Origin of the sequence: Paenibacillus silagei (assembly GCF_017874735.1) — a bacterium.
GTDB classification, from domain to species: domain Bacteria; phylum Bacillota; class Bacilli; order Paenibacillales; family Paenibacillaceae; genus Paenibacillus_AQ; species Paenibacillus_AQ silagei.
In genome coordinates, this window is record NZ_JAGGLV010000018.1 from 22,183 (window position 1) to 36,732 (window position 14,550).

10 protein-coding genes are annotated in these 14,550 nt (G+C 53.2%); 6 read left to right on the plus strand and 4 right to left on the minus strand.

Going from position 1 to position 14,550, the window contains the following annotated elements:
• The first annotated feature begins 259 nt into the window (after positions 1 to 259).
• The 4 genes from J2Z70_RS23040 to J2Z70_RS23055 all read left to right on the plus strand — a co-directional run bounded on the left by J2Z70_RS23040 (position 260) and on the right by J2Z70_RS23055 (position 7,233).
• Complete coding sequence (locus J2Z70_RS23040; RefSeq protein ID WP_209877075.1) at positions 260 to 2,371, plus strand: LuxR C-terminal-related transcriptional regulator; 2,112 nt, start codon at positions 260 to 262, stop codon at positions 2,369 to 2,371.
• Positions 2,372 to 2,658: 287 nt separating this feature from the next.
• Complete coding sequence (locus J2Z70_RS23045) at positions 2,659 to 4,230, plus strand: methyl-accepting chemotaxis protein (RefSeq protein WP_209877076.1); 1,572 nt, start codon at positions 2,659 to 2,661, stop codon at positions 4,228 to 4,230.
• Positions 4,231 to 4,244: 14 nt separating this feature from the next.
• The gene (locus tag J2Z70_RS23050; protein WP_209877077.1) at positions 4,245 to 4,673 is read left to right on the plus strand and encodes a chemotaxis protein CheW; all 429 of its coding nucleotides are present in this window, start codon (positions 4,245 to 4,247) and stop codon (positions 4,671 to 4,673) included.
• Between the two features lie 34 nt (positions 4,674 to 4,707).
• Positions 4,708 to 7,233 carry a chemotaxis protein CheW gene (locus J2Z70_RS23055; protein WP_209877078.1) on the plus strand — a complete coding sequence of 842 codons (2,526 nt, stop codon included), beginning with the start codon at positions 4,708 to 4,710 and terminating at the stop codon, positions 7,231 to 7,233.
• Here the strand turns inward: J2Z70_RS23055 and J2Z70_RS23060 are convergent.
• The 3 genes from J2Z70_RS23060 to J2Z70_RS23065 are packed head-to-tail and all read right to left on the minus strand — an operon-like array spanning position 7,196 to position 9,409.
• Positions 7,196 to 7,936, minus strand: a complete 741-nt coding sequence (locus J2Z70_RS23060; protein ID WP_209877079.1) for a spermidine synthase — start codon at positions 7,934 to 7,936, stop codon at positions 7,196 to 7,198. The two genes, J2Z70_RS23055 and J2Z70_RS23060, sit on opposite strands and share 38 nt — an antisense overlap.
• The gene (locus J2Z70_RS33735) at positions 7,914 to 8,039 is read right to left on the minus strand and encodes a hypothetical protein (protein WP_281068259.1); all 126 of its coding nucleotides are present in this window, start codon (positions 8,037 to 8,039) and stop codon (positions 7,914 to 7,916) included. The genes J2Z70_RS23060 and J2Z70_RS33735 overlap by 23 nt, the downstream gene beginning before the upstream one ends.
• A gap of 17 nt (positions 8,040 to 8,056) precedes the next feature.
• Positions 8,057 to 9,409 carry an MATE family efflux transporter gene (locus J2Z70_RS23065; RefSeq protein WP_036731234.1) on the minus strand — a complete coding sequence of 451 codons (1,353 nt, stop codon included), beginning with the start codon at positions 9,407 to 9,409 and terminating at the stop codon, positions 8,057 to 8,059.
• Positions 9,410 to 9,542: 133 nt separating this feature from the next.
• Between J2Z70_RS23065 and J2Z70_RS23070 the strand changes: the two genes are divergently transcribed.
• Positions 9,543 to 10,241 carry a TetR/AcrR family transcriptional regulator gene (locus tag J2Z70_RS23070; RefSeq protein ID WP_209877081.1) on the plus strand — a complete coding sequence of 233 codons (699 nt, stop codon included), beginning with the start codon at positions 9,543 to 9,545 and terminating at the stop codon, positions 10,239 to 10,241.
• Between the two features lie 249 nt (positions 10,242 to 10,490).
• Positions 10,491 to 13,115 carry a beta-mannosidase gene (locus J2Z70_RS23075; protein ID WP_209877083.1) on the plus strand — a complete coding sequence of 875 codons (2,625 nt, stop codon included), beginning with the start codon at positions 10,491 to 10,493 and terminating at the stop codon, positions 13,113 to 13,115.
• Positions 13,116 to 13,552: 437 nt separating this feature from the next.
• Here the strand turns inward: J2Z70_RS23075 and J2Z70_RS23080 are convergent, their stop codons facing one another.
• A complete protein-coding gene (locus tag J2Z70_RS23080; protein WP_209877085.1) occupies positions 13,553 to 14,470 on the minus strand; it encodes a DsbA family protein in 918 nt (305 codons plus the stop codon).
• Positions 14,471 to 14,550: the final 80 nt, after the last annotated feature.

Consider the following 14,550-nt stretch of genomic DNA (forward strand, 5'->3'; position numbering starts at 1 on the left):
GTGCGAGAGCGGAATGTAATCGAAAAACCGATCACATTGGGCGGCCGCATAATCTGAGTCACGCTAGATATCGCGGGAAGGCAGTTGAATGGAGATCAGAGAGCGGCGGGCGAGTTGAGCAGATTATTGATTTCGCATTCGCGCATATTTTTGCCCGGATTCCCGGTCAATAATACTGCGTTTGTAGAATGGAAAGCGGGAAAAGCAGGGAATGGGTCCTGCAATGGCGAATTTTGGAGGGGAAAGCGAGGAATAAGCAATGAAGAACAAGCTCCGCCGAAATCTGCAGTCTTTGCAAGACGCATACGCATCATTATGCGGATTGACAATTATTATTACCGATCAAGCGGACAAACGAATAACAGAACCCTCCGGCTTAACCGAGATGGCATCTCTGTTGTTCGGTTCTCCTTGTGCAACCGCTGAACATGCAATTGCGAACCTGCTGGAGAAGGTCAGGAATGTATCGAAAACTATTGTCTATGAAACCCGCTCCGGGCTGAAAATGCTGATTACCTCCATCGGGATCTGTAAGCAAAGGCCCTATTATATTCTGACAGGTGTCTGGGTGGACGGTTGTACGAAAGAGCTGATTACCGGCAGGATTCATGAAACCGTTCCCCCCGGAGAATGCGAGGACTGGATTCAGGCTCTGGATAAGGTACCGGTATTGGATCAGGAGGGCGTCGCCAGGATTATCGGCCAATTGGATATACTGGCTGATACCGTGCAGGCTCTGCTTGAACGGGAGCAGGGCGGAGAATATTCTGCGTATGACCTGCAGCTTATGAATCTGATCTATCTGCTGGACCCGGCAAGCCCGGAGTGGCTGCAAGGAATACTGGGCATTGTGGTGCGTATTCTGGGAGTAGAATTTGCGGGCTATGCCAGTAATGCTGCAGACGGGGACCAATTCACAGTGTTGGAGACAACCGGTATGCCGAAGGATAACTCCCTGCAGGGGGCTTCTTTTTTTTACGGTGAGGGATTTCTGGGACAGGTGGGGCTCTCCAAGCAAATGGGGTACTGGAGGAATGCTGACCGCGATCTGCGGATTTCTTTTTTTGCTGCGCATGGGGTAAGGCCAAAGGTGCTAATCTGCTATCCCATCAAATACAAGGACAAGCTGTATGGATTATTGTATGCCGGAGACCCGGTCCGCCCGGAGCTGACGGAGGAGCAGGCGGATATGGGTATGCTGGTGGCCCATCAGCTCGCTGCTTCCATGTATCATATGGAGAGCGAAGCGCTGTATGAACGTCAAAGGAAGAGGAATGATACCTACAAAGAAATTGTCCAAGGGATTCTGGTTACTCAGGATAAGGAGGATTACCTGCAGCTGTTCATCGAGTTTTTCCAGCAGCAGCTAGGCAGTCCGTTCATGTGCTTGTTATTACATACGCCTGACGAGGCCGGACTGAGGATCTATTCTTCCTCTTCTGCTCCGAATGAACTGTACACCGTCTACGCAGAAGATGCTGAACAGATCTATTTTGCTGACGGGATACCAGGGTTCAACCTGCTGAACAAGCCGATCCGGCGGGAATGGAAGAGCTGGCAGCTGGTAGAGCATCCTATGGTATTTGAACAAAGGCTGCTGGGGTTATTCACGGTCCAGTTCAGTGATGAGGGGCAGCGGCGGGAATATGAAACGATTTTTCATATGACCAATGTGCTGCTAGTGACCAAGCTGCTTGCCCAGCAGCCTCAGAACACGCCCTCCGGAACTGACTTCATGCGGCTGCTCCAGGATAATCTGCTGATACAGCAGCCGGTAGTACATAGCAGAGCTGCGGATATCCGAAGGCTTGCACAGGACTTGCTGGAGCCGTTAAGTCACTCTGCGGAAGAGATGGAATGGATTGGCCAGGCCGCGCTTCTTGCTCCATATCCTATAGGGCTGCTGATCAAATACCTGGGTGATATTCCTGCTGTATGTGTTTTGCGCCATATGCACTATTACCTGACGGATTACAATGGGCAAGAGGATGTAGGAGAAAGTTCCCATCTGTACTTGGCGAAGGTCTTGCTTATGCTCACGAAGTATACGGAGCAGGGCGGCAGGCAATGGAAGGAAACACTTCCTATACCCGTGCCCGAGCCACTTATGCGTTCCTTTGAGCAACTGATAGCTCCTCCGCCGGTTGCAGTGCAGCAAGAGGGAGGCGTACGTTTTACTACCCGGGAAAACGATATCCTGGATGGTCTGCTGACAGGCCTCAATAACAAGCAAATTGCGGAGAAACTGTTTATCAGTACGCATACTGTCAAGAATCACATAACCAAAATCTACGAGAAGCTTGGTGTGCATAGCAGATCACAGGCGATCTCGCAAATATATCAAGCTACCGGCAAAAAAGATTCTTTATAAAAGCAATGATTACGCAGCATGTAAGCGTACATTGCTTTTTTTGTGCAAATATAAGAATTTATGGGTTTCGCGCTATACATTATCCTTCTATTCCTCGCTGAAACGGTACCGTCCTTTAAAAGGACGGCAAAGCCGTTTCCACTTGATAAAGGAAAGAAGGCCTGTAGAAAACAGGAAGATTATGTCGAAACTTAGGAACCAATGGCGATAGGCGCAGAGGCCTTACGTTATACATAATAGGGGAAGCTTTGTAGGCTCGACAAAATACATATTGAGGAGTGCTTCATTTGAAACTAAACATCCGCACCAAATTGTTGGGAGGCTTTCTGGTTATTGTAGCGTTGCTTATATTTATCAGCGGGCTATCGATTATGAAAATGGCGGGCATGAACAGTAACTCTGTACAGATGCAGAGCTACAACTTCCCCGCGCTCGTCAATATTGCTGAGATTCGGACCGAGCTGTACAAGCTGCGCGGTGATCTGTTCAAGCTTATCCTCGAAACCGATGATTCGGTGAAGGAGGAGATTCAGGCAGTTATTAAAGCGGATCAGGACAAAATTGCTGACCGGATGAAGGTCTATGGAGAGCTCGCACTGAATGCGGATCAACGGGCTGCGTTAGAGATCATTAAGCAGAGCGTGGATAACTATAACCAATCCGTGCCCAAAGTCAATGAACTGCTGGATAAAGATCAGAATACGCAGGCCTACGGCGTCTTAATCGACGCACTGCCTGATTTGCAGAAGGCTCAGGATACCGCCGATCTGGCCGCCAGTAATGTAATCGAAGGTGCAGATGAACGGATCGACTCTACGGTTGCCAGCTATACCACGGGAAGAATGATGATCCTGATCATCTCCATCCTTGCGGCACTTGCAGCCATTGTGCTGGGCATCGTGATCTCGCAGGGAATTGTCGGTCCGGTATCCAAGCTGCTCGCTGCGATGGTCCGCATGGCAGGCGGTGACCTCAGGGAGGAGATTGCGATCAAGAACCGGGATGAGTTCGGCCGGCTGGCCACAGCAGCCAATGAGATGATTACCAGCCTGCGCAAGCTGATTGGCGGGACGGTCGAAGCGGCGCAAAGTGTCGCGGCCTCCTCTGAGGAAATATCGGCAACCACCGAAGAAATCGCCAGCGGCAGCCAATCCCAGGCCCAGGCGGCGCAAAATATCAATCAGCTGGTTCAGGATCTGACCCGGGGCATCGATGAGGTTGCGAAGAATGCCGAGCAGGCATCGGAGCTGTCGCTGCTGACGCGTCAGGGTGCTGAGGAGGGAAGCACTGCGGTAAGAGAATCCGGCCTTGGTATGAGTAATCTGTCGGAGAAGATGGAGCTGCTTGAGCAGGATTCCCAGAAGATCGGCGAAATTATCGAGGTGATTGATGAAATTGCCGAGCAGACCAATCTGCTGGCGCTCAATGCAGCGATTGAGGCAGCGCGTGCCGGTGAGCAGGGACGGGGCTTCGCCGTTGTCGCCGATGAGGTCCGCAAGCTGGCTGAACGGAGCAGTGAAGCGACCAAACAGATTGCCCTGATCATCCGGGTGATGCAGAAGAATACGGTTCTGAGTGTGCAGGCTGTCAGTGACGTATCGGCCTTGTCCGAGCGTACAGAGCGGCTGATCGATGGTATCGTTACCCGCGTCAATGATACTACCCAGCAGATTACAGGCATCGCTGCGGCTTGTGAGGAACAGGCGGCGCAGACGAACGAGGTGCTGCTCTCGATTGAATCCATTGCGGCCGGAAGCCAGGAATCCGCCGCAGCAGCCGAGGAGACGGCCTCCTCCTCGCAAATGCTCGCCTCCTTGGCGGATGAACTGAATAGCTCGGTGTCGGTGTTCAGATTGTAGAGGGGGAGTAAGCCATGCTGGCTGCACGAACGGAGCAGTACATCATCTTCCGGCTGGTCCAGGAGAAGCTGGCCATCGATATCCGGGAGATTAACGAGATTATCAAGATGGAGCCTATCACAGCCGTGCCTAACAGCAAGTCTTTTATTAAGGGCGTGATTAATTTACGCGGCAAAATTATACCGGTGGTCAGTCTGTGCAGGCGGTTTGGCCTGGCAGAATCTCCACCGGATACCCGGTCAAGGATCGTAGTGGTACATTACCGGCAGGAGGCCATAGGGATTATGGTGGATTTTGTAGAAAAGGTGGCTTCCTTTCATGAGGTAGAGCCGCCTCTGGAATCCCATGAAGTGCAGGGCGTGCAGTACATGGACGGGATCGGCATGTGTGCCGGGGAGCTGATCAGCATTCTGAACATCGGGCGTCTGTTAAGTGACGGGTGAAGGCCAACGCATGAAGGCGGGGAGGAGAACTGAGATGAACGAGTTTCATAATATGGTGTATTTGGGCGTTTTTCTGGATGAAATGGACGAGCAGCTGCGGTATTTGGATGAGGCCCTGCTCATGCTGGAGAGCAAAGGGTATCAGAATGACCTTATTCAGAGGCTCTTCCGGGGCGCGCATACGCTCAAGGGCTCATCTGCGGTCATGGGCTTCAAGCAGCTTAACCGGCTGACGCATCAGATGGAGAGTGTGTTAGAGCTGCTCAGGGGCAGACAGCTGGACGTAACCTCCGAGTTATTGAACATTCTCTTTGATTGCGTAGATTTCATTAAGGAGCTTCGTCAATCCATTCTGAGCGGTGCGCTGGAGGAAGGGGATACCTCAGATCTGTTGCGCCGGTTAAAAGAGTTGCGGAAGACAGCAGCCGAGTCTCCCGCTCCTGCTGCAGAGGGGCTTCCGCAGGGAGAAGCGGGGCCTGTGCCGGATATGATCTTCGATGATATCCGTAAAGAGCAGATCCAGGCAGCTATAGATCAAGGCTCTGCTGCAATGGCGGTTCATATTCAACTTGCTGCTGAGGAGCCGATGAAGTATGTCCGAGCGAAGCTCGTAGAAGCCAAGCTGCGGGAAACGGGCGAGGTTATTGCCACCTTCCCCGAGCTGGAAGCCCTCGAGAGGGATGCGCAGTTCTCCGGTACTATTGTATATATTCTGCTTACGCAGCAGTCCCGGCAGGATATGATGGCCTGTCTGCAGGAAATCTCACAGATTGAAATTATACATACAGATCCTATCACGAAAGCAAACCTCGACACCTTCACCGAAGGAAAAGAGGCTCGGAAAAATAGCGGGTATGCGGCTCAGACTGTCCGTGTGGATGTGGAGCGGCTGGAGGGACTGCTGAATCTGGTAGGAGAGCTGATTATAGATAATACAAGGCTGCACAGTGTCCGTTCCAGATTAAGCGAGCAGTTCAAGAATAACAGTGATGTTCATCTGCTTAATGATATCGCAGGACATTTGAATATGGTCATCAGCGATCTTCAGGAGGGGATGATGAAGACCCGGATGCTGCCGATGGAGCATCTGTTCGGCCGCTTCCCCAGGATGATCCGGGATTTGGCGCAGAAGTCGAACAAGGAGATCGAGTTCATCATTGAGGGCAATGAGACCGAGCTGGACCGCAGCCTCATTGAGGAGATCAGCGATCCTCTGATCCATATTCTGCGCAACGCCGTGGACCATGGGCTGGAGCTGCCGGAAGAACGTGCAGCTCTCTGCAAGCCGCGGAAAGGGACCATTACTCTGCGGGCAAGTCATCAAGGGAACATGATTGTCATTACGGTATCCGATGACGGCAGGGGCATTGATACGGGCAAGGTCAAAGAAGCCGCTGTGCGTAAAGGCTTCGTCACCACTGATGAAGTGAAGCGTATGACGGACAAAGAGCTGGTGATGCTCATTTTCCGCTCTGGCATCTCAACAGCCCGTACGGTCACAGATCTATCCGGCCGCGGAGTGGGGATGGATATTGTCAAAGCACATATAGAGAAATTAAATGGCATTATAGATATTGAGACGGTTCCTGATCAGGGGAGTATATTCACGATCAAGGTCCCGCTGACGCTTGCCATCATCCGTTCCCTGCTGGTTAAGCTGGGGAGCAGTACCTTTGCCATTCCGCTGATTAATGTCATTGAAATATTCAGAATGAAGGCGGAGGATATTGTTACCATTCAGGGGCGGGAGGTCTGCCAGTTCCGCGATCAGGTGCTTCCGCTTGTCCGTCTGCACCATATGCTGCAAGTGGAGGAAGGCGAGCATACGGTGAACGGCCGGCTGTTCGTTGTCATCGTCGGCTTCGCGGATAAGCGGGTCTGTCTGGTAGTAGATCAGACGATCGGCAACCAGGAGATTGTCATCAAGTCACTGGGAAGTTACATAGGCAACGTTTCTTATATCGCAGGCTCAACCATACTTGGCGACGGCCGAGTGGCCCATATCCTGGATATAGGCTCGATTGCAAGGGAAACAGGCTCGGCCCACGATGCACTGCTCCAAGAGAACACAGTTACGGCAGGCGATCAGGATAGTCAGAGCGAGAAATATATCACCTTCAAGCTGGAGAAGCTGGATTTCGGGATTCCGATCCGCCAAATGAAGGAGATTGTACCTGTTCCTGAGATTCATTCGCTGGTGTCTGCCCCGGCTCATGTCCTGGGAATGATCAATCTGCGCGGATTGCTGTTCCCGGTCTATGACATACGGCCCAAGCTCGAAATGGACAGCGGTGAACAGACGGACGGCTCCCGGATTCTGATCTGCGAGGTATCCGGACAGGAGGTAGGGATATGGGTGGATCAGGTGTCAGCGGTGCAACTGCTCGCAAGGGAGCACATGGATGAGGCGCCGGATCACATTCTCCAGAATCCAGAGGTGCTGGATGCCGTCTATAAAGACAACCATCAGTTTATTCACTTGCTGAATTTGGAGAACCTGCTGGACCTGCACGCCTGCTGCATTACCGGTCCCGGATCACATGACCGATCCCCGGAGTGATCTCGCTGAAGCCGGCCATGTGGCGGGACTGATAGGCAATGGGCCGGGCGCTGGCGGTCATGAGGATATTGCGCAGATCGGCGGTCCCTTCTGCCGGGAGGGCGAAGGTTCTGGTATATGGATACACTTCACGGAGTGTGGTATGAATAGCACTGATGAAGCGGTCATTGCCGCTGCGGCCCATCAGATTCATGATGATCTGGCCGTGTCCGTTCAGCTTGGCACGGGTTAGACGGAAGAACTCCAGCGTGGTGAAATGAGGCGGCGTCCCGGCAGCGGTGAAGGCATCAAGCAGGATATAGTCATGGCCGCGTTCCGGCGCGGCTTCCAGCAGGCTCCGGCCGTCACCGATCAGGATGTTATCCTGCATGTAGCCAAAGCGGGTTCTGCTGTATTCCACCACCTTCGCATTCACCTCAGCCACCGTAAAATGCTTCTCTGCGAAATAACCGGCAATCGTACCAATCCCGTGTCCGATCAGGAAGACACGCTCGAAATGCGGATTGCCCGCCTCCATCAGATGAATCATCGCCCGGGGATACTCGAAGATCACCCGGCGCGGATGGTCCAGATCCAGTGCGCCCTGAACAGCTTCCCCCGAGAATTGCAGTACCCGGAACCGTCCGGTCTCACCATATAGCTCGGTTGTATCGTAGACCTCGATGTCCTGAGAGTCGTGGTTAGGATGGGATGGTGCGTGCAAGCGGATCAGACTCCTTCTGCAGATGGGATTCGTTCGTTATAACCTTCATAGTAACATAAAGCAGCCGCAGGAAGGGCTTCCTGCGGCTGCTTGTATTTCTCAAAAGGGGCTTAAGCCCCCTTAATGAACCAGACTCTCCAGTTCGGGCTGGAGCTTGTGCCGCAGGGCGTACAGCATGGCGGCACCGACCAGGAAGGCAGCGGCATCGGCAATGACCAGCGACCACACCACTCCATGGAAGCCGTTCGTCCGATTGGCGAAGAAGAGCACAGGAATCAGTGTGACCCCTTGAATAATCGACATTACGAATGCGGCCGTTCCCTGCGCAGTAGCCTGGAAGATCCCCATGAATAAGGTGGTCAGCCCTGATATGAATAAGGACAAGAAGGTGACATGCAGAATGTAGCTGCCCATTTGAATCATTTGCGGATCTCTGGTGAACAGACCGATCAGATGGTCGGAGATCAGATAGACGACGATGCCGAATACGGCAGCCATGGCGGCCATCGCTTTTACCGTGAATCCGATGGTATGCTTCATGCGCAGCTTATCCGCTGTGAATGAGAAGGCAATGAGCGGCACGACTCCCTCGCACAGGCCCATCAGAATAAACTCGGGGAATTGCAGCAATCTTGAGGATATCCCGTAAGCGGCTACAGCCGCATCCCCGTATTCGATCAGGAACAGATTGAAGATCAGCGACATGGCTCCCAGAAAGACACTCATGATGAAGACCGGAACGCCGATTTTGAACACATTGCTGAGAATATCCTTGGTGGCCTTGAACCATTTGAAGGAGACGGTGAGGAATTGGCTTTTGTAGCCCATATGGAAGGCATAGTAGGCACTCGCAACCATGTTGGCCACAACCGTTGCCGACGCTACGCCGATTACACCCCAGTGGAGCACGAAGATAACCAGTGCATCGAGCAGGATATTAACCACCACGCTGAGCATCATACCGATCATGGAGACGATGGCTGCACCCTCGGAGCGGACCATATTCTCCAGCGTAAAGAACAATACGACAAACGGCGCGCCAATCAGCATGACTGTGACATAATCCTTCGTGAATCCATAGGAATCCGGCGTTGCCCCCAGACTGTGCAGGATGGGGCCGATCAGCGGCAGACCCACGGCCATCACGAGGAGGCCAAGCACGAGACTGCTGTAAAAGGCGAAGGAAGACACTTGCTTGACTTCATCATATTTGTGCTCACCAAGCAGCCGCGAGATATATGTGCCGCTGCCGATGCCCACCAGATTGCCCAGTGCCATAATGATGGCGAACAGCGGCAGGGTCAAGGCGAGTGCGGTCAGCATGGCCGTATTGTGGAGAGTACCCAGGAAATAGGCATTCAGAATCGAATAGATGACGTTCATGGATGTGCCTAACATCATGGGCACGGCGAAATGGGCGACGGCTTTGGTGATGGGTGCTTTTTCAAAATAATAAAGGTTTTCGGTATCCATTAGGGATCACTTCTTTCACTGATTTTTGTCAATCTAACGGCGTTAGATTGAACCTTACAGTGTTAGATGATATCATGAACCTAAGAGACTGTAAAGCATAAACTTACACTGTTAGATAAAAGGGCGGATAGCGATGAAAAAAGCACAACCTCAAATCTCGGAAGACCGGATTCTGGAAGCTTCGTGGGAGCTTCTCAGGGAGGGGGGAATCGAAAAATTCAGTATGCGGCGTCTGGCTGACCGGCTGGGGATTCAAGCTCCCTCGCTGTATTGGTATTTCAAGAGCAAACAGAACCTCTACCAGCGGCTGGCCAACCACATCTCCAGAGTCATCCTGGAGGAGCACCGCCCGGAGGGCGACTGGAAGGAGCAGCTGACAGCATTTGCGGTAACGGTACGGAGTGTGCTCAGCCGGTATTCCTGCTCCACGCAGCTCATGATGATGACACTGCCCCACGAGCCGGATATTATCCGGTTTAACAACCGGATGCTGCACTGCGTGGAATCCACGCCGCTTGAGGAGGCGCAGAAGGTGCAGGTGGTCACTACACTTGTGAACTTCGTGTTCTTCTTCGTGCTGGATGATTACGAGCATGAGCGTAATGTCTCCATGATGGCTAAGGAACAGCAGGAGCCTCCGGGCGAGGAACTGCTCCGCCTGATGGACTCCATGAGCGAGAAGGAGGTTGGGTTATTCCGGAGGATGTTCAAGAACGGACTGTTCGAGCTGCTGGGGACCGATGGGGCTTTTGAATTCGGCCTGAGGCTGATTCTGCTCGGGACGGAGCAGGTGATTAAGGAGCATGAGGAGCAGCAGAGACAGAGACATTGAAGAACATTTTTTGGCAGAGATTGATAATAATTGAGATAACAAAATTAACGAAATGGAACTTCGTTAGTGTAAAATTTATTGCAATAGCTGGGTATTATACTGTTGGGTCTGTGTTTGAGAGGTTCTAGGTGATGTTTGTTTTGTTTGTATTGTAGCTTCTGCAAATATTGTTATTGCTAACGTAATTATAACAAAATATAATGAGGGTAGCTAAGCGCCGGAATGCGCAAAAACAGTATAGGAGGAACTATGAAACAACTACAAATCGACCTGTCGAACTGGGAATTCAGAGCCTGCGGAGATGAAGAATGGCTTACGGCTGTTGTACCGGGAACGGTGCATACGGATCTGCTGCGCAATGGCGTTATCGATCAGCCCTTCTATGGAACGAATGAACATGAGCTGCAATGGATTGATAAAAAGGACTGGGAATACAGAACCGGATTTGTATTAGAAGAGGCATGGCAGACGCTGGCGGTTACGGAGCTGGTGTTCGCCGGGCTGGATACGTATGCCGATGTGTATGTGAACGGCGTTCACGCCTTGTCCGCAGATAATATGTTCCTGTCCTGGACCGTGAATGTGAAGGGGCTGCTGCGGGCGGGTGAGAATGAGATCCGCATCGTCTTCCGCTCGGTGGTGACCGAGGATCTGCCAAAGCTGGCGGCACTGGGCTACAATCTGCCTGCGCCGAATGACCAGTCTGAGTTAGGTGGTCTTCAAGAGCAGCGGATCAGCGTATTTGCCCGCAAAGCGCCATATCACTACGGCTGGGACTGGGGTCCCCGATTCCTGACCAGCGGGATCTGGCGGGAAGCTGTGCTGACAGGCCGTAACGTTGCGGCGATTGAGGATTTGTACATTCGCCAGCATGCGGTGAATGAGCAGGAGGCCCGGCTCACAGCCGTGATTGAAGCGGACGCACCGGAAACGTGGAGCGGGATGCTGCGGTTAAGTGCCGAAGGGCAGGAATGGATGAAGGCGGTTACGCTTGTTCCGGGCAAGCAGACGCTAGAGCTTGAGCTGGTGATTGACCGCCCGCGCCTGTGGTGGTGCAACGGCCTGGGCAAGCCGGAGCTGTATCATTTCCGTGCAGAGCTGCTGCAAGGAGCGGAGGCTGTAGCAGTATCGGAGGTAACGACGGGGCTTCGGGAAATTAAGCTGGTGCGTAAGCCGGATGCGCAGGGGGCGTCGTTCCATTTTGAGCTGAACGGGGTGCCGGTCTTCGCCAAGGGTGCCAATCATATCCCGAATGACAGCTTCATCACGGAGGTTACGGAAGAACGTTACCGCCATGAGATTGCCACGGCCGTGGAATCCAATATGAATATGCTGCGGGTGTGGGGCGGCGGCTTCTATGAAGAAGAAGTGTTCTACCGGCTGTGTGATGAATACGGGCTGCTGGTCTGGCAGGACTTCATGTTCGCCTGCAGCATGTATCCGGGCGATGAGGCGTTTCTGAATAATGTCCGCGCAGAAGCGGTATATAATGTCCGCAGATTGCGTAACCACCCTTGTATCGCGCTCTGGTGCGGGAACAATGAGATTGACTCGGCCTGGTCGCAGCATGAGGAGTACATGGGCTGGGGCTGGAAGGAGAAGCTGAATGCTGAGATTCGCCAGAGCTTATGGACTGCCTATGAGGAAATCTTCCACCGGATTCTGCCGGAAGCTGTGGCCGCGAACCATCCGGGTATGGATTACTGGCCGTCCTCGCCGCTGCGCGAACTCACAGGTGGTCAGGATCAGCATGCCACGCGGATTATGGGTGACGGGGATATCCACTACTGGGGCGTCTGGCACGCCAAGGAGCCGTTCGAGAACTATAATCTCAAGGTAGGCCGCTTCATGAGCGAATACGGCTTCCAGTCCTTCCCGGAGCTGAAGTCGGTGCTGAGCTATGCAGAGGAAGCGGAGCTGGCGCTGGAATCAAAGGTCATGCTGGCCCATCAGAAGAATGGAGCGGGCAATCAGCTGATTAAGGAGTATATGGATATGTATCTGCCGCAGCCGAAGGATTTCCGGGGCTTCCTATACATGAGCCAGGTGCTTCAGGCCGAGGCGATCCGCATGGCTATGGAGAGTCACCGCCGTAACAAGCCTTATTGCATGGGCACGCTGTACTGGCAGATGAATGACTGTTGGCCGGTAGCCTCCTGGGCGGGCATGGATTATTACGGGCGCTGGAAGGCGCTGCAATATACGGTGCGCCGCAGCTTCCAAGAGGTGTTGCTGTCTGTAGACAGCACGGATGGGGAGAGCGTCAAGGTCTATGGGGTATCTGACCGGCGGGAGGCATTGGACGCAGAGCTGGTTCTGCGGCTGCATGATATCAGCGGCCTATTGCTGCGCGAATGGTCACAGCCGGTAACCCTTGCTGCGGATTCATCGGCTGTGGTCTTCACACTGCCGCTGGCCGAAGTGTTAGAGGGCCGTGAACCGGCCAGTGTGCTGCTGGTGGCTTCGCTCCTGGAGAGTGGGCAGGCGGTGGAGCAGGGGCCGGGGACAAGGCAAGTACTGGAGCCGGAGACAATACAGGTATTGGAGTCTGAGACACGGAAAGTGCTGGAGCGCAAGGAGCATTACTTCGCCCGGGCGAAGGATATTCCGCTGTGCAAGCCGGTCATCACGGTGACAGAGGTACCGGGAAGCGGCGGTCAGAGCTTCACGCTAAGCAGCGATGTGCTGGCGCGGGGCGTGCACCTGACGGTGGAAGAAGAGGGTATCTTCTCGGATAATTACTTCGATCTGCTGCCGGGTGAGCCGAAGACGGTGGAGTTCTCGATTCGGGGCGGGAGCAGCGGCGGAGGGTCAGACTTCACCCCTGCCGCGCCGACAGGACTCGTAGTCCGCTCGACGGCGGATTATATCTAATCACGAACTCTCACGCAGATGAGGATACTTCCGTAACCGTGGACTTGCCTGCAACTGTGATTCCGCCGCAACTGTGATTCTGCCGCAGCGGGGATCCCGCCGTAGCGTGAATTCACCTCTGGAGTCGTAGCTCCCCTCACCCACAGCCGGCTTGCGGACTGACATGACCTTATTTGCTCATAAACTAACCTGATTTCTGTTCTTGCGGACTCAGAATACCTTATTGTCTTCCGGGCTGGCCGTTTCAAGGCGAAATCGCACGAATAGGGGCCTCTGAGTCCGGATGACAGGGCCAAAGCGGCTATTCATGCGGAATAGCGGATTCTCAGTCCGCATTGGCAGCATGATTCGGTATATGGGCATCATGCTTCAGTATAATTCAACAAAGAGCGGTCCCCCGTCATCGGAGGACCGCTCTTTGTTGAATACGGCCACCTTCAGGCCGGTTCGATGAACATCTCACCCAGGATCTGCCCGGTGCGGTACGCATGCTCGGGAAGCGCAGCGGCGGTGAAGGCCGCCACATCCTCTGGCTTGATATCGTACATGGCTTCAATTTCTCTGGAGAAGAGAAGATGTCCTTCCGCAAGCAGCTCAGGCATAGCCGGGACATCAGCAGGAGCAAGAGGCTCAGGGATAAGCTGCTGTAGTGCGTCCACGTAGTTTTGCAGCGTACGGGACCCGACGAGCTTGATGCCTTGGTTCTCTTCATTGACCATGACAAAGGTCGGGAAGCCGCGTACGCCGAGCTGGGCCACCTTCTGGAAATCCTCCTCCAGCAGCTCCTGTGCCGCTTCCTGTCCTGCGGCCTGAACGATCTCATCGCCGGGTAATCCCAGACTATTCACAATATCCGCGAGGACCTCTTCTTCTCCGATATTCCGGTTGAAGACGAAGACGGCTTCTCTGGCGCTCCACAAGTAGGCCAGTTCCTTCCCCGGATGTCTCTGCTGTATCACCTTGAATACTCTGGAGGGCGGATAAGAGGACATGACCGGATTGTTCAGCCATAGGGTGCCGTCAATGGGCATGCGGTAATGCGCTCCGACTTCCTTCCAGTGACCCGCTACATCGGCTGGCTGCTGTATTCCATTTGCCTTGTCAGCGAAGCCATTCCAACCGGCTAATAATCCGCCCATCAGAGGCTGCAGATCAAAGTACTTGCCATACTGCTGGATAAACCGGTTCAAGGTAGGCTCGATGGCCCAGCAGTGTGAACAGATCGGATCAGTCGCATAATAGAGAATAACTTTGGGCTGCTGCTGCGGATTGAAATCTATAATTTGTGTATGCTCCTCGTCGCTTACCCCGCATACACCTGTCTTCAGATCACAGATCATAGGATTTGTATTCATAATAAGGGGTTACCTCCTCCGTTTCTACTTGTAGTATGATTATAATATCTGGCATCAGATTAACAAGTACTATTGTTTTT